This is a genomic window from Actinomyces oris (genome assembly GCF_001937445.1).
In the GTDB taxonomy this organism is placed as follows: domain Bacteria; phylum Actinomycetota; class Actinomycetes; order Actinomycetales; family Actinomycetaceae; genus Actinomyces; species Actinomyces acetigenes.
Map to the genome: position 1 here is coordinate 1 of NZ_MSKS01000015.1, position 17,749 is coordinate 17,749.

At 66.9% G+C, this 17,749-nt stretch carries 18 protein-coding genes; 1 reads left to right on the top strand and 17 read right to left on the bottom strand.

Annotated features, from left to right (window positions below):
* Positions 1 to 1,001: 1,001 nt before the first annotated feature.
* Positions 1,002 to 2,258, bottom strand: coding sequence for a hypothetical protein (locus BKH20_RS13960; protein WP_143224942.1), 1,257 nt, complete (start codon positions 2,256 to 2,258; stop codon positions 1,002 to 1,004).
* Positions 2,259 to 2,574: 316 nt separating this feature from the next.
* Positions 2,575 to 2,934 carry an SAV_915 family protein gene (locus BKH20_RS04920; RefSeq protein ID WP_081381597.1) on the bottom strand — a complete coding sequence of 120 codons (360 nt, stop codon included), beginning with the start codon at positions 2,932 to 2,934 and terminating at the stop codon, positions 2,575 to 2,577.
* A gap of 192 nt (positions 2,935 to 3,126) precedes the next feature.
* Between BKH20_RS04920 and BKH20_RS04925 the strand changes: the two genes are divergently transcribed.
* Positions 3,127 to 3,651 carry a DUF664 domain-containing protein gene (locus BKH20_RS04925; protein WP_075390171.1) on the top strand — a complete coding sequence of 175 codons (525 nt, stop codon included), beginning with the start codon at positions 3,127 to 3,129 and terminating at the stop codon, positions 3,649 to 3,651.
* A 121-nt stretch (positions 3,652 to 3,772) separates the two neighbouring features.
* On the opposite strand, the gene BKH20_RS04930 is transcribed toward BKH20_RS04925, so the two are convergent.
* From BKH20_RS04930 to BKH20_RS05000, 15 genes are all read right to left on the bottom strand, one after another.
* Positions 3,773 to 5,008: an N-acetylglucosamine-6-phosphate deacetylase gene (locus BKH20_RS04930; protein ID WP_178388554.1), complete on the bottom strand. Its 1,236-nt coding sequence runs from the start codon at positions 5,006 to 5,008 to the stop codon at positions 3,773 to 3,775.
* A gap of 109 nt (positions 5,009 to 5,117) precedes the next feature.
* On the bottom strand, positions 5,118 to 6,374 hold the full coding sequence (locus BKH20_RS04935; protein ID WP_075390173.1) for a DNA glycosylase AlkZ-like family protein: 1,257 nt from the start codon (positions 6,372 to 6,374) through the stop codon (positions 5,118 to 5,120).
* 10 nt (positions 6,375 to 6,384) lie between these two features.
* Positions 6,385 to 7,080 (bottom strand): endonuclease NucS, encoded by a 696-nt coding sequence (nucS, locus tag BKH20_RS04940; protein WP_009405946.1) that lies wholly within the window; start codon positions 7,078 to 7,080, stop codon positions 6,385 to 6,387.
* A 421-nt stretch (positions 7,081 to 7,501) separates the two neighbouring features.
* Positions 7,502 to 7,918 carry a DUF2550 family protein gene (locus BKH20_RS04945; protein WP_075390174.1) on the bottom strand — a complete coding sequence of 139 codons (417 nt, stop codon included), beginning with the start codon at positions 7,916 to 7,918 and terminating at the stop codon, positions 7,502 to 7,504.
* 3 nt (positions 7,919 to 7,921) lie between these two features.
* A complete protein-coding gene (locus BKH20_RS04950; protein ID WP_075390175.1) occupies positions 7,922 to 8,188 on the bottom strand; it encodes a F0F1 ATP synthase subunit epsilon in 267 nt (88 codons plus the stop codon).
* Positions 8,189 to 8,240: 52 nt separating this feature from the next.
* Entirely contained in the window at positions 8,241 to 9,677 is a 1,437-nt protein-coding gene (gene atpD / locus BKH20_RS04955) for a F0F1 ATP synthase subunit beta (RefSeq protein WP_070661183.1), read from the bottom strand.
* Positions 9,678 to 9,769: 92 nt separating this feature from the next.
* Positions 9,770 to 10,717 (bottom strand): F0F1 ATP synthase subunit gamma, encoded by a 948-nt coding sequence (locus BKH20_RS04960; protein WP_070661188.1) that lies wholly within the window; start codon positions 10,715 to 10,717, stop codon positions 9,770 to 9,772.
* Position 10,718: 1 nt separating this feature from the next.
* Positions 10,719 to 12,350: a F0F1 ATP synthase subunit alpha gene (gene atpA, locus BKH20_RS04965; protein ID WP_075390176.1), complete on the bottom strand. Its 1,632-nt coding sequence runs from the start codon at positions 12,348 to 12,350 to the stop codon at positions 10,719 to 10,721.
* Positions 12,351 to 12,455: 105 nt separating this feature from the next.
* A complete protein-coding gene (atpH, locus tag BKH20_RS04970; RefSeq protein WP_075390177.1) occupies positions 12,456 to 13,271 on the bottom strand; it encodes an ATP synthase F1 subunit delta in 816 nt (271 codons plus the stop codon).
* Entirely contained in the window at positions 13,268 to 13,855 is a 588-nt protein-coding gene (locus BKH20_RS04975; RefSeq protein ID WP_075390178.1) for a F0F1 ATP synthase subunit B, read from the bottom strand. The genes atpH and BKH20_RS04975 overlap by 4 nt, the downstream gene beginning before the upstream one ends.
* Positions 13,855 to 14,064, bottom strand: coding sequence for an ATP synthase F0 subunit C (atpE, locus tag BKH20_RS04980; protein WP_009395854.1), 210 nt, complete (start codon positions 14,062 to 14,064; stop codon positions 13,855 to 13,857). Before atpE ends, BKH20_RS04975 begins: the two co-directional genes overlap by 1 nt.
* A 79-nt stretch (positions 14,065 to 14,143) precedes the next feature.
* The gene (atpB, locus tag BKH20_RS04985) at positions 14,144 to 15,025 is read right to left on the bottom strand and encodes a F0F1 ATP synthase subunit A (protein ID WP_178388548.1); all 882 of its coding nucleotides are present in this window, start codon (positions 15,023 to 15,025) and stop codon (positions 14,144 to 14,146) included.
* A gap of 209 nt (positions 15,026 to 15,234) precedes the next feature.
* Positions 15,235 to 15,696 carry a pseudouridine synthase gene (locus tag BKH20_RS04990; RefSeq protein ID WP_075390179.1) on the bottom strand — a complete coding sequence of 154 codons (462 nt, stop codon included), beginning with the start codon at positions 15,694 to 15,696 and terminating at the stop codon, positions 15,235 to 15,237.
* A complete protein-coding gene (locus tag BKH20_RS04995) occupies positions 15,693 to 16,943 on the bottom strand; it encodes an MraY family glycosyltransferase (RefSeq protein WP_075390180.1) in 1,251 nt (416 codons plus the stop codon). The genes BKH20_RS04990 and BKH20_RS04995 overlap by 4 nt, the downstream gene beginning before the upstream one ends.
* Positions 16,940 to 17,704, bottom strand: a complete 765-nt coding sequence (locus BKH20_RS05000; protein ID WP_075390181.1) for an L-threonylcarbamoyladenylate synthase — start codon at positions 17,702 to 17,704, stop codon at positions 16,940 to 16,942. The genes BKH20_RS04995 and BKH20_RS05000 overlap by 4 nt, the downstream gene beginning before the upstream one ends.
* Positions 17,705 to 17,749: the final 45 nt, after the last annotated feature.

Sequence of the window (17,749 nt, forward strand, 5' to 3'; positions counted from 1 at the left end):
CCTGGTTGGCCTGCACACGGCTCGCAAGCTCGACATCCAGGTCGCAGCCCTTCCCTCAGCTATCCAGCAGAGAGCAAACGCGCCCAACCCCCTTACTCGACGCGATTTCCTGGCGCAGTTTAGGGTGCGTTGAGTAAAAACTCAGCAGCCGCCGAAACTGCACGTAGCTCATCGGCAGCCCCGAGATTGGAAGATAGTAGCGACTTCCCCACGAGTCCTTAACAACGACACACTCCTGGAGGTTGAAAACAGCCCGCCCCTCTACCTGAGGTTTCTTAGACCAGTCGACGAACGCTCTGTACTGACTGCATGGGGAGATAAGTAGGCCCTCGGGAGTGAGCCTCCATGCAGCACTTCCAGGAGTTGATCGAGGCACCCCACTGAGCGACACTAACACGAGGAAAACTGTGGCCACACCGAGAAGCAATCCATTGGAGTATGGTCCGCGAGGAACTTCGACATACTGACCGACACAAATTGCAGATACGGCACTCAAAAAAAGCGCGGCATGGCAAGCCCACTCAAATACTGCTGGCATTGACGACGGAACGAAGTCGACCCCCTCAGGCGACGCTCTCACCCACTGTCGATGAGGCTCACCGGAATCTTCTAATACAGAACCGTTCACGACATTTTGTGCCAGTAGCATAACACAAAACGTCACGAACACGATGAGAATAGGCCACAGAGAAAGGTGCCACAGATACAGTGATTGAATTAACGAGAGAACGCTGCCATAGAAACACAGACTGACTTCACGAGCCCACACTCGATCTCCGCGCTCACAGTCGAGAACTTGGTCAAACGTCATATACATAATATCGACCACGGAACTTTGACAACACATAGACCAGGGCCTATGACTTCGATCACTGATCTTTCCACAATCCGCCCACCCAGATCAAGACAATGCACGCAGAATGCACACACCGCTATCCGGGCACAATTTCACTCAGCGCATCACGCCGATACTGACCTCAGTGCGACGTTCACACACGCGTCTAGCTTGTCATCCACTTCCACCCATGAGACACCGTGGACGAAGCGTCTTCCCATAAGTCTTGCGCAGTATTAGCGATATCTTCTCCGGTCTCCATCAAAGCAGTGCCAGCGTTATCCAGTTTACGATTAATTGTTTCGCGAGTACGCTTAGAAAGCGCGTGATCATATACGTACCCAACACCCGTCGATACAGCTACTGTTGCGGCACCAACCAAAACTGCAGTTCCCCAACCGGGCGCAGTTATCACTCCTGCGGCAACCAACGCTGCAACTCCAGCATCGATAGCCAACCCAGTCGCTGTCGTTACGAGCAGATTGCCAGGGTCGGCCCCTTGCGAAAGTTCGTACGCCGCAGAACCGAGAGTCAGTATTGCATTTCCCCTGAAGATGAGTTTTTTTGCGCTTTTTCCAGCAGAACTTGCCGCATCCTCCAACTCTTTAGCCGTACCAGATCGTGCTTTATTTCTGGCTACAGCCTCGTCACTCGGCTCCCCTCCTGCCGCCACCCGAGGATTCTCAGATTTAATTTGAGCCCGAGTAGAGGCCAACTCTTTAGCTGCGTTATTTAGAGCATCGATGCGAGACTTATACACATTACTTATCGTATATTCATAGCCTACACCGACCTCTTTAACTAAAAGACTCCTGAACATCGCCGTTACGGTATCTTTTACTACATCCGTTTTGGTGGGAGCAAGATTATTTGCTATCCAATCCGATAACTGCTTAAAAGTATACTCAACTCGCCCTCGCACTTTTTCAAAGTCCCTCACTTTCTGAAGGTAGTCATTATACTTATCGTCGGCACTATTCCATGCGCTTTTCTCATCAGACGTACCCCCCTTCGGATATTTTCCGGGAGCAGATACCGCAGCAGGATAGTGTATAATATTCCCTTCTACCGCGAGGCCGTCATTTCTTGCTGTCTCTAGGTGACCACTCATGTCCTCTTTTCTTGAGGACAACTCATCAGCAAAAGTGCGAATAATATCAACTGCCTTTTTCGCTCGTTGATATGCGTCATCGCACCCCCTCTCTAAATCTCCTGAATAAAGGACTAGGGCGTCAGATAGTTCACCATCTAACCAGTTACCTGCGAATAGCCCATTATTCCTCATATCGATTTCAGCGTCATAGAAGTCATCGCGCAGTCGGTGCAGCCATGACGCTGCCGACCTCACAGAGTTCACACTTCCAGGTATCGTAACATCAATGATAGAATCATTTACGGTACATACATTACTTGAGTCACTCATTTTAATGTACCTCCTTTTTCATGTTAAGGAATGTTTGCGCAACACTCTCATCAGTTTCCGTCAATTTGGCCTGAGCAATACCTAACTTATCCCCTCCCAGCTTAGAGGCGAGAGCCAACGTGCACGCATCGTTAGCTAACTTAGTTATCATACTAACGATATAGTCGGTACCATCTCCGCCGTCGACGCTCGACAGCTCTGTGTTTTTCTCTGACTCCAACGCATCTTGAACTCGATAGAACGTTTTTTTGATGTCGTCGACGCTTTTCTGATCAATTTTTAACTGTCTCCTTTGTCCCATCGGGCTACTCCTATCTCAACGCCAGAGTTCTTGTGGCACGCGCTGGTCTAACATCAAGACGTCGAAGGGCTGGCCCTCAGCAAGATCACCAAGGTTGTCTGTGAGGAACAGCATCCACGGTTGATTCGGTCCCATACACTTCACCAGACGGTCGACAGCCGTATAGGCCAACAAGGCCATACGTCCATCCTTCAAGCGTCTCAGCTCAATCTCCGGACCTCGCGCGTTGGGCACACCTGTTGAAGGCAGGTACAGAGCAGGCGGAACGAAGGGATGTTCCGGATCCGGCCCAAGAGAGTCATCATCATCCAGGGGCGGAGCCCCCTCCGCCGGCTCCGGAGGAGTCAGCAACATGAAATCGCGTTCAGATCTCATGCAACGATGCTATCGAGATCACTGACGCGAAACTGCAATTCTCAACAGGTGGTCGGTGAACCGAGTCACTCTCATACCGCGCGCCGGCGCGGTGTCGTTGCGGCTCACCTCTTACTGGAACTGGTGCAGGCGAGACAGTGCCCGGTGCGCGGTTTTCCCGATGCGTTCAGACCCGCCACGTAACCTGACCTTATGGCGACTCTTGAGATGCTCATCGACGTCCTGTCCCGGTCCCGCGAGCGCTTCGACCGCGCCTTCGACGGTGTCACGCTCGAGCAGGCCAACACCCGGCCCACCCCAGAGCTCGCGCCCCGCATCGACTCTCTGACTTGGCTGGCCTGGCACACGGCTCGCGAGCTCGACATTCAGGTCGCGCCTCTTGTGGGCGTCGAGCCCGTCTGGGTCACCGGTGGCCACCGCGAGCGCTTCGCCCTGCCCCTGCCCGACGACACCGAGGACTGGCACCACACGCCTGAGCAGGCCGCCCAGGTCGTCGTCGGCGACCTCGGCCTTCTCTTCTCCTACCTCGACGACGCCTACGCCCTAGCCACCACCTACCTGCGCACCCTCACCCCGGAGTCGCTCGATGACATCGTCGACGACTCCTGGGACCCGCCAGTCACGCGGGCCGTGCGCCTGGCCTCGGTCATTGACGACGCCGCCCAGCACTCCGGCCAGGCCGTCTACACCCGCCGCCTCCTGGGCCTGCCCGGCTAGGTCCGCAGCCCACCGGCCCCGCACCACGCGTTCGCCCCGACCTGGCGGTTCAGGTCGGGGCGAACGGCTCCCACATGACAAGAGTCTGCTGGAGCCCGCGTGGGCCGGCGGTGCGGGAGGATCAGGCGGCGTGCTCCACCGCCTCGCCGCGGCGCAGCACGGTGACGGGCCGCAGCTCCGCGTCGGTGACGACGACGTCGGCCCACAGGCCCGCCCGCAGCGCCCCCACGGACGAGTCGCCGAGGATCTGGGCGCCCTGGACGCTGGCGGCGTAGACGGCGTCGACCAGGTCGACTCCCCCCTGCCAGGTGGTGCGCACGACGTCGATGAGGTGGGCGGTCCCCCCGGCGATCGCGCCACCCTCGGTGAGGCGGGCGACGCCGTCGGCCACGGTGACCGGCTGGGAGCCGAGCACGTAGTCGCCGTCGGCCATGCCGGCCGCCGCCATGGCGTCGGTGACCAGGACGACGTTGTCACGCCCCAGGGTCTCAAACATGTCCAGGACGATGGCGGGGCTGAGGTGCACGCCGTCGCCGATCATCTCCAGGACGCACTCGCCGCGCTGGGCGGCCGCCAGGAACTCGGGCACGGGCCCGGGCGTGCGGTGGTGCATGGGGCGCATGCCGTTGAACAGGTGGGTGGCGGTCGAGCGCGGGGAGCGGACCGGCTTGCCGGCCTCGAGGCGCTCGGCGATGCGGGCGGCGGCGTCAGCCAGGGCGGCACGCACGGGGGCCGCCTCGGAGTCGGTGTGCCCGAAGGAGGGCAGCGCCCCGCCCTCGATGAGGGCCGCGTTGACGCCGTCGTCGCCGGTGATGCCGGGCTTCTCCGGGGCGATCGTCATGGTGACGACGTGTCCACCGCCGAGCTCGATGAGCTCGCGGGTCAGGGCGGCGTCGGGGTCGATGATGTAGGTGGGGTCCTGGGCGCCGCAGCGCTCCACCGAGACGAAGGGCCCCTCGAAGTGGATGCCGGCGAGCTCTCCGTCCTCGCACAGCCCCGCCAGCACCCGGGTGCGTGCGCGCAGGACCTCGGGGGCGGCCGTCACACAGGAGGCCACGAGCGAGGTGGTGCCGAAGCGGCGGTGCTCGAGCACGGAGACCATCGCCTGCTCGGCGGTCTCGGCGTTGGGGAAGGACTCACCGCCCCCGCCGTGGCAGTGGACGTCCACCAGTCCCGGCAGGAGGTAGCCGCCCTCCGGTGCGGCCTGAGCCTGTTCGACGGCGCCCCCGAAGCCGGCCTGGGTGGCCTGGTCAGCGGGCCCGACCCACGCGATGTGGGATCCCGACAGGACGACCGCCCCGTCATCGATGATGTGGTCGGGGGTGACGACGCGCCCCCGCAGTGCGCGGACGTGCATGGCTTCGTTGCTCATGAGTCGGATTCTGTCACCACTCCAGACATCAGACAACCTCCTTCGAGGCGTCTCCTCCCCCACACTGCACGGGCGGGTTCCGGCTCCGCTCCATTCACCCGGCCAGGCGCCGCTCCATGCGGGACACGGCCCGGTTGACGTCGCGCTCCACGCGGGCCGACGGCGCCGCCCCGCCCTTCCACAGCAGGCCCTCGCCGACCGGCCTCACGGCGACGAGTCGGCCGCGGTCGACCAGGATCGGACGGAACATGCCGTTGCTCGCCGGGCAGATGAGGCGTTCGCCGTCGTCGTCGGTGAGGCAGGATCGGTCCTTGTAGCCCACGTGCAGCTCGTCGAAGGAGCCCAGGAAGTGTGTGGCCTGCGCGGCGCCGCGGTGGGCGGACAGCAGGTCGGGCAGGTCGGCGCGCATGTAGAGCAGGCCGGTCTTCGGGGCCGACTCGCCGGGGCCGAGCGGGCGCAGGCCTCCGCGCACCCCGCCCTCGGCGACCGCGCGCACGAGCGGGACACGGCTCCCGACCGGCTCACCAGTGCCCTCAGGCGCGGCCGGGGCCGGCTCCTGCCCCAGCTCGACGGCGTCCTCCAGGGCGCGGGCGGCCTGCGTCTTGGGCAGTGTGGTCCAGCGGGCCAGGTCCTCGGCGCAGACCGGGCCGTGGCCGGTCGCGTAGCGGTAGGCGATGTGCGCGCAGGCGGCGCGGTGGCCGGTCCCGCCGTGGGCGACGCCTGCTCCGGCGGGCCCGGAGTCGGCGTCGGGCAGGGAACGCGCGTCCATGACGAGGTGCTCGTTGCCGGAACGCGGCCCCTGGACGAGGATCCCCTCGCGCTGGAGGCGCACCAGGAGGTGACGGCGCCGGTAGGCCGAGACGTCCTCGCCGCGGAAGGCCTCCATGAGACCGGCCTCCTGCCAGGCCGCCAGCAGCACCGAGCGCGTCAGCGGGCCCTGATCCTCGATGAGACCGAGGGCCACCTCGGCGGCGCGCTCGCACAGGGCGGTATCGACGCCGTAAGCCTTCTCGATGTTCCGCACCCAGGTGTCGGTGCGGTGCATGAGGGCGGCCCGCAGCCAGTGGTGGTCGGCGGCGGTGGTGATGTGGACGGTGCCGCGCATGGGCCAGGAGCGAACCAGGTCGCCTCGCGCGAAGGCGGCCTCAACGTCGGCCGGAGTGGCGGCCGGGGCGCGCACGAGCAGGGCGTGCGGGACGGCGGAGACCTGCTGGCCCTGGATGGCGAGCTGGCGGGACACTGCCGCGACGACGTCGGGCGCGGCGGTGGCCGGGACGAGGCCCTGGGAGATGATGCGAGCCAGGCTCACCTCGGTCGGCAGCGGCGCGGAGGAGGCGCGGGCGGCGGGCACGACTGTCTCCTCAGAACAGACGGGAGCTCGGGTCGTCCATGCCGCGCATGGCGTCGTAGTCGAGGGTGACGCAGCGGATGCCGCGGTCCTCGGCCAGGACGCGGGCCTGCGGCTTGATGGTCTGGGCGGCGAAGACGCCCTGGACGGGGGTCAGCAGCGGGTCGCGGTCGAGGAGCTCGAGGTAGCGGGTGAGCTGTTCGACGCCGTCGATCCCACCGACGCGCTTGATCTCCACGGCCACGGAGCGGCCCTCGGCGTCCTTGGCCATGATGTCGACCGGGCCGATGGCGGTGGGGAACTCGCGGCGCACCAGGCGGTAGCCGGCGCCCAGGACCTCGATCTGCTCAGCCAGGAGCTCCTGGAGGTGGGCTTCGACGCCGTCCTTGGTGAGCCCGGGGTCCACGCCCAGCTCGTGGCTGACGTCGGAGATGGTCTCGAAGAGGCGGATGACGAGGCGGTCGTCGGTCTTGGTGGCGCTGACCTCCCAGACCTCGCGCACGCCGTCGGCGGCGGCCTCCTCGTCCGGCTCGGTGACGGCCAGGCGGGCCGGGGCGCTCATCCAGTTCAGGGGCTTGTAGGAGCCGCCGTCGGAGTGGATGAGGACCGAGCCGTCAGCCTTGAGCATGAGCACGCGGGTGGCCCGGGGCAGGTGGGCGTCCAGGCGGCCGGAGTAGTCGACGGAGCAGGAGGCAATAACGAGGCGCACCCGTCCACCCTAGCGGGGCTGGGCCCAGGGCGGCGCGACGCCGGGGCCGGCAGGCCTGAGCATCGTGTCACCCGCCCGTCGCCCCTCCCCTACTCAAGCACGGTGCCCGCACCAGATCAGGACCTGTTTCTCAGGCGTGACCCGGGGCCCGGGGACGCAGAGTCAGGCGATGGCGGCACCGTGCACCGTCGTCGAGAACGTACTTCTCGACCGAGGACTGCGATGTCCTACAGATGACTGGGAGGGGACCCCAGTAGCCTGGGGGAGAACGCAGTCCTCGGGCGAAAGGTACGTCGCCTATCCGGCCAGGGGGCTGCATCTCCGCCCCGAAGGCCCCGCCCCAGCGGATCCGGCCGCCGGGCTCATCGGCCGGCCTCATCCGCCGGGTCATCGGGTTATCGCCGGGCCCCGACGTCGGGTCTCAAAAGAGCCGGGGCTGCTCGGGGGCGGCGGACTCCACCCAGGCGACCAGCGCCGAGTGGGACTCCTCCATCATGGCCAGGTCGAAGCCCTCGGGGCTGCGGGTGGCATCCACGCAGTGCACCTCGACGACGCGTCCCTGCTCCCGGCGGCGCCGGGCGGTGGAGAGCTCCAGGTCCAGGCGCCTCCACACCCGTGTGGGCCGCATGGACAGGGACACGAGCCGGTACCACTCCAGGGAGTCGAGCTGGAAGGAGGCCACCCCGCTCATCCAGTGCTGCCCCCCGGTGGGGCGCATGGCGCACTCGAAGGAGCCGACCTGCCCGGCCAGGTAGCGCAGACGCACCAGGAACCCGCCTGCCAGCAGCACGAGGGCGGTGACGGCAATCGCCACGACCATCCACACGTGCTGCCCCATGGCTCAGGCCTCCGCGCCCTGCTTCACGTGGTCGGCGGCGATCGTGATGACGTCGTGGTCCACGGAGCAGAAGCCGCCGGACACCTCGATCCTGCGCATCTCGCCGTCGACGGGACTCAGTCGCACCGGACCGGACCCCAGGACCGCCACGAGGGGTTGGCGGCCGGGTAGGACCCCCAGCTCCCCGTTGATCAGGGGCACGGAGACCTGCGTCGCCTCACCGGTCCAGGCCTCGCCCGCCGGCGAGACCACCTCAACGTGTAAGGCCATGTCCCCCTCCTTTTCTGCTTCCTGCGCCCGGCTCTTCCCGGATCCTAACGACTCAGGCCTTGAGCTCGGCGGCGCGACGCTCCAGGTCCTCAATGCCACCGATGTTGAAGAAGGCCTGCTCGGGCAGGTGGTCGTAGTCACCGTCGCAGATGCGGCGGAACGCCTCGATGGTCTCCGACAGCGGCACGGTGGAGCCGGCCACGCCGGTGAACTTCTCCGCCATGTAGGTGTTCTGGGACAGGAACTGCTCGATACGGCGGGCGCGGGCCACCGTCACCTTGTCCTCCTCGCCGAGCTCGTCGACACCGAGGATCGCGATGATGTCCTGAAGCTCCTTGTTCTTCTGGAGGATGGACTTCACGCGGGTGGCGACGTCGTAGTGCTCCTGGCCCACGTAACCGGGGGCCAGCAGGCGCGAGGTGGAGGTCAGCGGGTCCACGGCCGGGTAGATGCCCCGCGAGGCGATCTCACGGCTGAGCTCGGTGGTGGCGTCCAGGTGGGCGAAGGTCGTCGCCGGCGCCGGGTCGGTGTAGTCGTCGGCGGGCACGTAGATCGCCTGCAGGGAGGTGATGGAGTGGCCGCCGGCGGAGGTGATGCGCTCCTGGAGCTGGCCCATCTCGTCGGCCAGGTTGGGCTGGTAGCCCACGGCCGAGGGCATGCGGCCCAGCAGCGTGGAGACCTCGGAGCCGGCCTGGGTGAAGCGGAAGATGTTGTCGATGAACAGCAGCACGTCCTGGTGCTGGACGTCGCGGAAGTACTCGGCCATCGTCAGGGCGGACAGGGCCACGCGCAGACGCGTGCCCGGCGGCTCGTCCATCTGGCCGAAGACCAGGGCGGTCTTGTCGAACACGCCGGCCTCGCCCATCTCGACGATGAGGTCGTTGCCCTCACGGGTGCGCTCCCCCACGCCGGCGAACACGGAGACACCACCGTGGTTCTGGGCCACGCGCTGGATCATCTCCTGGATGAGGACGGTCTTGCCCACGCCGGCGCCCCCGAACAGGCCGATCTTACCGCCCTGCACGTAGGGGGTGAGCAGGTCGATGACCTTGATGCCGGTCTCGAACATCTGCTCCTTGGACTCGAGCTGGTCGAAGGCCGGGGGCTGGCGGTGGATGGGCCAGCGCTCGGTGATCTCCAGCTGCTCGCCAGGGGCGAGGTTGAGAACGTCGCCGGTGACGTTGAAGACGTGGCCCTTGGTCACGTCGCCCACGGGCACAGAGATCGGCGCTCCGGTGTCGCGCACCTGCGAGCCGCGCACGAGGCCGTCGGTGGGCTTGAGGGAGATCGTGCGCACGATGTTGTCACCCAGGTGCTGGGCGACCTCCAGGGTGATCTCGTGGGGCTCCTCGCCGGCGCTGGTGGCCTGGACGGTCACCTTGAGGGCGTTGTACATCGCCGGGATCGCATCAGGCGGGAACTCGACGTCGACGACGGCGCCGATGATGCGGGTGATACGTCCCGTCCCGGGAGTGGTGGTGTCAGCCATGTGCGTTCTTCCGTATCTTCCAGAGCTGAGAGGGGTCCTGCTCGGTGAGGTGAGTCTGTGTGGGGTTCTCGACGACGTCGGGGCTGCCCGGTCTATTCGGCTCCCAGGGCATCGGCACCCGAGACGATCTCAGTGATCTCCTGGGTGATGTCGCCCTGGCGGGCCGCGTTGGCCAGGCGGGTGTAGGTGGTGATGAGGTCCTCGGCGTTGTCCGTGGCCGTGTGCATGGCCTGCTGGCGGCTGGCCAGCTCGGAGGCGGCCGACTGCAGCAGGGCGTTGCGGATGCGCGAGCCCATGTAGCGGGTCAGGAGGGCGTCAAGCACCTCGGAGGGCCCGGGCTCGAACTCATACAACGGCATGGAGCTGCCGCGCTCGGCCTCCAGCTCCTTCTCCAGGGCCTCGTTGCCGGCCTCGTCGAGCTCACCGGCGCCTTCGACGTCGACCACCTTGAGCGGCAGCATACGACGCACCTCGGGGACCTGGGAGATCATCGAGACGTAGCGGGTGAAGACGATGTGGACCTCGGCCACGCCACCGGCCTCGGGCGGCTGGAGGAAGTAGTCCAGGAGGACGGTGGCGACCTCCTCGATGGACTCGTCGCTGGGACGGTCCGACTGTCCGGTCCAGGAGAACTCGATCGGCCTGTCCCGGAAGCTGAAGTAGTTATGGGCGCGTCGGCCGAAGGTGAAGATCACCGGCTCCTTGCCGTCCTTGACCAACTCCTCGATGAGGCGGCCGGTCTCGCGCAGGATGGTGGCCGAGTAGGCGCCGGCCATGCCGCGGTCGGAGGTGACCACGAGGATCGCCACGCGCTTGGTGTCGGTGCGCTTCTGGGTGATGGGGTGCTCATCAAAGCGGGAGTAGGTCCCCAGTGCGGCCACCGCCTGGCTCAGGGCGTGATCGTAGGGCGAGGCCTCCTGCGCGTTGCGGCGCGCCTGCCCGATCCGGGACGAGGCGATGAGCTCCATCGCCCGGAACACCTTCTGGAGGGTCTGGGTCGATCGAATGCGCTGCTTGTAGACGCGCTGGTTTCCTGCCACGTCAGCCCCTCTTGACCACGAGCTGCTCGGTGGTCCTCTCCGCGGTGGGCTCCTCCTCGGCCTCGGCCACCTGGGCGCCCAGCATCTGGCCGCCGGAGAGGAAGGTGCGCCGGAAGGCCTCGACGGCCTTGACCAGGGCCTCCTCGGTCTCATCGGTGAGCTGCCCGGTGGACTCGATGGTGTCGAGGATGTCGGTGTTGCGCCGCAGGTGGTCCAGGAAGGCGGCCTCGAAGGGCAGGACGTCGGAGACGTCAATGTCGTCGAGGTAGCCCTTGGTTCCGGCCCAGACGCTGGCGACCTGCTCGGCCACCGGGTAGGGCGTGTACTGGGGCTGCTTGAGCAGCTCCATGAGACGCTCACCGCGGGTGAGCTGGGCGCGGGTGGCGGCGTCCAGGTCGGAGGCGAACATGGCGAAGGCCTGCATGGAGCGGTACTGCGCCAGGGTGATCTTGAGGGTTCCGGCGACCTTCTTCATGGCCTTGACCTGAGCGGCGCCGCCCACACGGGACACGGAGATACCGACGTCGACGGCGGGGCGCTGGTCGGCGTTGAACAGGTCGGACTGGAGGAAGATCTGCCCGTCGGTGATGGAGATGACGTTGGTGGGGATGTAGGCCGAGACGTCATTGGCCTTGGTCTCGATGATCGGCAGCCCGGTCATGGAGCCAGCCCCCAGGTCGTCGGAGAGCTTGGAGCAGCGCTCCAGCAGGCGCGAGTGGAGGTAGAAGACGTCACCGGGGTAGGCCTCGCGGCCCGGCGGGCGGCGAAGCAGCAGGGAGACGGCTCGGTAGGCCTCGGCCTGCTTGGACAGGTCGTCGAAGACGATGAGGACGTGCTTGCCCTGGTACATCCAGTGCTGGCCGATGGCCGAGCCCGTGTAAGGCGACAGGTACTTGAAGCCGGCCGGGTCGGAGGCCGGGGAGGCCACGATGGTGGTGTACTCCAGGGCGCCGCGCTCCTCCAGGGTGGCGCGCACGGCCGCGATGGTGGAGCCCTTCTGGCCGGTGGCCACGTAGATGCAACGCACCTGCTTGTTCGGGTCACCGGACTCCCAGGCGCTCTTCTGGTTGAGGATCGTGTCCAGGGCGATGGCGGTCTTTCCGGTCTGGCGGTCGCCGATGATGAGCTGGCGCTGACCGCGGCCGATCGGGATCATCGAGTCGATGGCCTTGAGCCCGGTCTGGAGGGGCTCGTGGACGGACTTTCGGGCCATGACGCCGGGGGCCTGGAGCTCCAGGGCGCGGCGTCCCTCAGCCTCGATCTCGCCCAGGCCGTCGATGGGCCGGCCCAGCGGGTCGACGACGCGGCCCAGGTAGGCGTCGCCCACAGGCACGGAGAGAACCTCGCCGGTGCGGCGCACGACCTGGCCCTCGTCGATGCCGTCGAAGGAGCCCAGGACGACGACACCGATGCTGCGCTCCTCGAGGTTCATGGCCAGGCCGGCGGTGCCGTCCTCGAAGGTGAGCAGCTCGTTGGCCATGACGCCGGGCAGGCCCTCGACGTGCGCGATGCCGTCAGCGGCGAAGACGACGTGCCCGACCTCCTCGGCCGCGACCTCGGCGGGCTTGTAGGACTCGGCGAACTCGTTCAGGGCCGAGCGAATCTCCTCGGGCCTGATGGTCAGCTCTGCCATCTCGTCTCCTTGCTGGTTGCGTTCTGGGGGCCGGCGGCGCTGGGCGTAAGCGACGACGGCGCGGGGTGGGGTGGTGAAGTTGTGGGTCGGCGTGCGATCAGCGGGCTAGCCCGCCAGGCGAGTGCGCAGCTCGGCGACGGCGCTGCTCACGGTGCGGTCCATGACGTAGTTCCTCGTCGAGATGCGGACTCCGCCGATGACCGCGGAGTCGACCTCGCAGTTGAGGTCGACCTTGGTGCCCAGGCGGCGCTCCAGGATGGTGCGCAGGCGCTCCTCCTGAGCCGAGGTCATGGGAATGGCGGTGACGACGTCGACGATGGTGCGCTGGCGCATCTCGGCGGCCAACTCGACGACGCGGCGCAGGTTGCGCAGCGGACCGCCCTCGGCGTGGTGGCGCATGCACCAGTCCACCAGGCTCATAGCGGGAGCACTGATGTGGGGGGCGAAGACGGCCTCGACCAGGCGGACCCGGGCCTCGGTGCTGGTACGGCGCGATGGGGTCAGGGCCTCGCGCAGCTCGCGGTTGTCGGCGATCTGCTCGTGGACCTCGAAGAGCTGCTGCTCGATCTGCTTCACCGAGCCGTCCGCGTGGGCGCCGGCGAGTATCGCCTCGATGCCCAGGTCGTGGAGGGCGGAGACCAGGTCGACGGCCTTGGACCAGCGGCCGCGGACCATGGCGCTGAGCAGGTCGACGACGCGCTCGTCCACGGTGCCGGTAAAGAGCCGGCGGGCCAGGGCCACCTTGTCCTCAGGCTCGCGGCCCGGGTCGGTCAGTGGACCGGACAGCGAGTGGACGGCGACCTGGTGGGCCAGGGCGAGGATCTGGCGACCCAGCTCCTGGCCCTCGACGCCCGCGGCTGTGAGCACCGGGCTCCAGGCCTGGCTCACGATCTCACGAGTGGCGGCAGTTCCTGTTCTCACCGCGTAGCCTCCGCAGAGGAGGAGGCGCCGGCGTCGAGCCCCTCGACCGGCTCCATGGTCTCGAGTTCGTCGAGGAAGCGGTCGATGACCCGCTCGGACAGGGCGGTGTCGCTCAGATGCTCACCGACGATCCGCTCGGCCAGGGTGGAGGCGAGCATGCCGACGTCGGTGCGCAGCGAGATCTGCGCGGCCTGCTTCTCGGCCAGGATCTGACGCTGGGCGCCCTCGATGATGCCGGCGGCCTCCGCCTGGGCGTCGGTGCGGGCCTTGGCGATGATCTCCTTAGCCTCGCCCTGGGCGTTGTCGCGGATGCGGGCGGCCTCGCGACGGGCCTCGTCCACGAGCCGGGTGGCGCGCTTCTCGGCGTCGGTCTGGTCCTGCTTGGCCTTGTCGGCCAGGTCGAGGCCCTCCTGGATGCGCTGGGCGCGTTCGTCCAGCACGGCGTAGAGCCGGGGCAGGGCGTAGCGGCCCACCACCAGGAGGATGAGCAGGAGGACGATCGCCGCCCAGAAGATCTCATAGAGCGGAGGCAGGATGAAGGCTGTGCCTCCGCCCTGCCCGCCCTCGGCAGCCAGGGGAAGCATCACTTGACAACGAACGGGATAACGAAGCCGATGAGGGCCAGGGCCTCGACCATGCCCGCACCGATGATCATGTTGGTGAACAGGCGCCCGGCCACCTCGGGCTGACGGGCCGTACCCTCCTGGGTCTTGCCAACCATGATGCCGATGCCGATGCCCGGGCCGAGCGTGGCCAGGCCGTAGCCGACGTATGCGAGAGCAGCGGAGGTCATATGTGGTTCCTTACTTTCTGGCGCCGGATGGCGCAGGTGGGGGCGGTGGAAAGAGGCTTGAGGCGACGCACCGTGACGTCTAGTGAGCCTCGATGGAGAGCTTGATGTAGACGGCACTGAGGATGGTGAAGATGTAGGCCTGCAGCACCGCCACGAACACCTCGAACAGGGTCACCACGATCATGGACGCGCCGGTCAGGAGGCTGAGCGTCGAGGAGGCCTGGAGGTGAAGAAGCAGGCTGGTAGTGCCGAAGAAGGTCATGCCGAGCAGCATGTGCCCGGAGACCATGTTGCACAGCAGACGCAGGGTGAGCGTCACCGGCCGCACAATGAAGTTCGAGAGGAACTCGATGGGGGTGATGAGCAGGTACATCACCTTGGGCAGGCCCGGCGGCATGAGCTGGGAGGCGAAGAAGTGCCCGACCCCCTGTTCCCTGATGCCCGCACCGATGAAGGTGATGTAGGTCAGGGCCGCGAACACCATGGGCACGGCAACCACCGAGGAGGCAGCGATGTTGAGGCCCGGGATGACGCCGGAGAGGTTCATGGCGAGCACGCCCAGGAAGAGGGTGCCCAGCAGCGGGGCAAAACGGCGGCCGTTCTTGTTGCCCAGAAGCGTGAAGGCCACATTGCTGCGCACGAAGTCGGCGACGATCTCCAGCAGGGCCTGGCCGCGCCCGGGGACGATCTTGATCCGGCTGGCGACCACGCCCACCGTCAGGCACAGAGCAACCCCCATAACGACGCGGACGAGAGTGAGCCGGTTGAACTCCAGGAGAGTTCCCTCACCGAAGATCGCCCCGGGGAAGAAGTCCTCAGCACCGGGCTGCTGAAGCTTGTGGCCCCCCGTGACAGTGAAGGCGGGCACCGCGGTCAGTGCGATGACAGCGACCAGGACGATCAGGAGCACCCAGTACCACAGCGGTTTGACGAACGACTTGACGTCAGCCGTCCGCGGCACGGCGACATCGTCTGCAACCGTGCCGTTCTCGGTGACAGTGTTGGTGGACAGGAGATCCTCCCAATGTCTCTCACGCTTCGAGGCCCGTTCTGACAGGCCCGCTAACCACTAATCATGCTAACGCCTCACAGGGGTCTGACGAAGCAAACCGGACGTCTTGTCGCGGTCCGTCACTGTCACGACATCCTGCACACGGCCCCACCCGCCAGTCAGGGGCGGTCCGCAGACTCATCCTTCTTCGGCTCCACCGCAAGGATTCGCGCCTGCGCCAGGACGGTCGCCTCGGCGAACATGCCCACCAGGATCGCCACAATGAGTGAGATTCCAATCACTCTGGTATCGCATCCTAGGGCTCTTCCTCCTAGGAGCCCCACCGCCAGGAGAGCGATCTTCCCCAGGTACCCGACTGCTACCCAGGCCACCAGGCCCCCCGTGTCGGAGTGGACCATGCGGTCCAGGAACCACCAGCTCGCGGCCAGGAGCAGCATCGTCGTCCCCACTGCGGCCAGCAGCGTGCCCAGCGGCTGAGCCACGGCGCCGCGGGCTCCGCCAAGCAGGCACCACAGGGTCTCGCCGGCCACCATGACGGCGGCGGCCACGGCGAGGACTCGGCGCAGCCGCACTGAGGCATCGCGCAGCGCCCGGGCGTTCGCGGGGGGCGTCTGGCTCACTGGTGTGTCCTTTCAGAGGGACCGGGCGACGTCTGCAGGGCGGTCCCGTGCGGCGCCTGCCCCTCGGCCGGGCGCGTCACCTCACCGGTCCCCGACACGTTGCGGGAGACGACGATCCGATGCTCCTGACGGCCGCGGCGACGGCGCAGCGCCGAGCGCAGGCCGTGGCGCACCCCGGGCATGAGGTCGACGGTGACGACGAAGGCGAACAGCACCGAGATGGCGAGCCCCGCCAGCACCCAGGGCAGGGGGAAGAAGGCCATGGCGGCCACGGGGAAGGAGGCGACCGCCGCCCACAGGTACATCACCAGCACCGCGCGGCGATGGGAGTGCCCAGCGGCCAGGAGCCGGTGGTGCATGTGCATACGGTCGGGGTGGGTGGGGCTCAGTCCCTTCCGGGTGCGGCGCACGATCGCCATGATCATGTCGGTCAGGGGCAGCAGGAGCACCGCCAACGGCAGGAGGATCGGCATGAAGGCCGGCAGGGCGCGCGAGCCGTCGAAGCTGCCCGGGTCGATCTGCCCGGTGACGATGATGGTGGACGCGGCCGATACCAGCCCCAGCTGCATCGCCCCGGAGTCGCCCATGAAGATGGTGGCGGGGTTGAAGTTGTGGGGCAGGAAGCCCATGCACACGCCGATGAGCGCGGCCACGATGGTGGCGGCCAGGGAGCTGTAGGAGCCCGGGCTCGTGGCGCGGGTCAGGACGTAGGTGTACAGGAAGAAGGCGGTCGAGCCGATCCCGATGATGCCGGCCGCCAGCCCGTCGAGCCCGTCGACGAAGTTGACGGCGTTGATGGCGGCCACCACAACGATGACGGTGGAGATGAGGGACAGGCGCGAGGAGCCGATTGTCAGCCCCGCCACGGGGAAGGTGAGGAGCTGGACGCCCTGCCAGGCCATGACGCCGGCGGCCAGGATCTGGCCGGCGAGCTTGGTCATCCAGTCCAGCTCCCACAGGTCGTCGACGACGCCGAGCAGGCACACCAGTCCCGCCCCCAGGACCACCGCCCAGGCGCTGGAGTCGATGACGTCGGAGAGGTAGGGGATGGTAGAGGCCACGGAGATCGCAGAGAACAGGCCGAAGAACATGGCCACGCCGCCCAGGCGCGGGATGGGCGTGGAGTGGACGTCACGGGCCCGCACGGGGGTCAGCGCGTTACCCACCAGGGCGATGTGCCGGATGATCGGCACGGCCACGTAGGTGGTCGCGGTGGCAATGGCCATGACCAGGAGGTAGACCTTCACGCGCCCGCCCCCGTCCTGTCGCGCACTACGCCTGCCGTCCCCTCGGACAGGGCGAGGCCGGCCACTCGTTCCAGGTCCTCCTGCGCCAAAGCCCCCTGACGCAGGATCCGGGGGGCGCGGGCGTGCGCCCCGGCGAGGGTGACGATGGTGGAGGGAACCGGTCCGGGGGTGGCTCCGCCGTCGAGCAGCAGGATGTCCTCGCACCGGGCGGAGCCAGCGCTACCCGGCGCGAGCTCTTCGAGGTCCCGAACCCGGCCGGGGAAGGCGGCCCGGGCGGAGGCGGCGTCGGTGGCCGGCGGGGCGCCAGTGGGGTTGGCGGAGGTGACGGCCAGCGGGCCGCTGCGGCGCAGGAGGTTCAGGGCGAGCTCGTGGGCGGGCATACGCACGGCGAGGGTACCGCCGGTCTCCCCCAGGTCCCAGGTCAGGGTCTCGTCGGCCTCCAGGATGAGGGTCAGTGCGCCCGGCCAGAAGGCCTCCATGAGGGCGCGGGCGGCCTCCGGCACCTGGGCGACGATCCCGGTCAGGTCGGCGGGGTCGGCCACGAGGACCGGCGGGGGCATCTGGCGTCCGCGTCCCTTGGCGGCCAGCAGCCGCTCGACCGCCCCGGCGTCGGCGGCGTTGCACCCGATGCCGTAGACGGTGTCCGTGGGCAGGATGACGAGCCCGCCTGCACGCAGGTGCTCGCAGGCAGGTCGGAGAGGGTCGGGGTGGGGATGAGCGGTGCTCGCGGAGGGCTGCGGGGGGTGGCTCACGTCCCGCATCCTGCCACGGATCGGGTCGGCGGCGGGACAGTGCGACGATGTGGG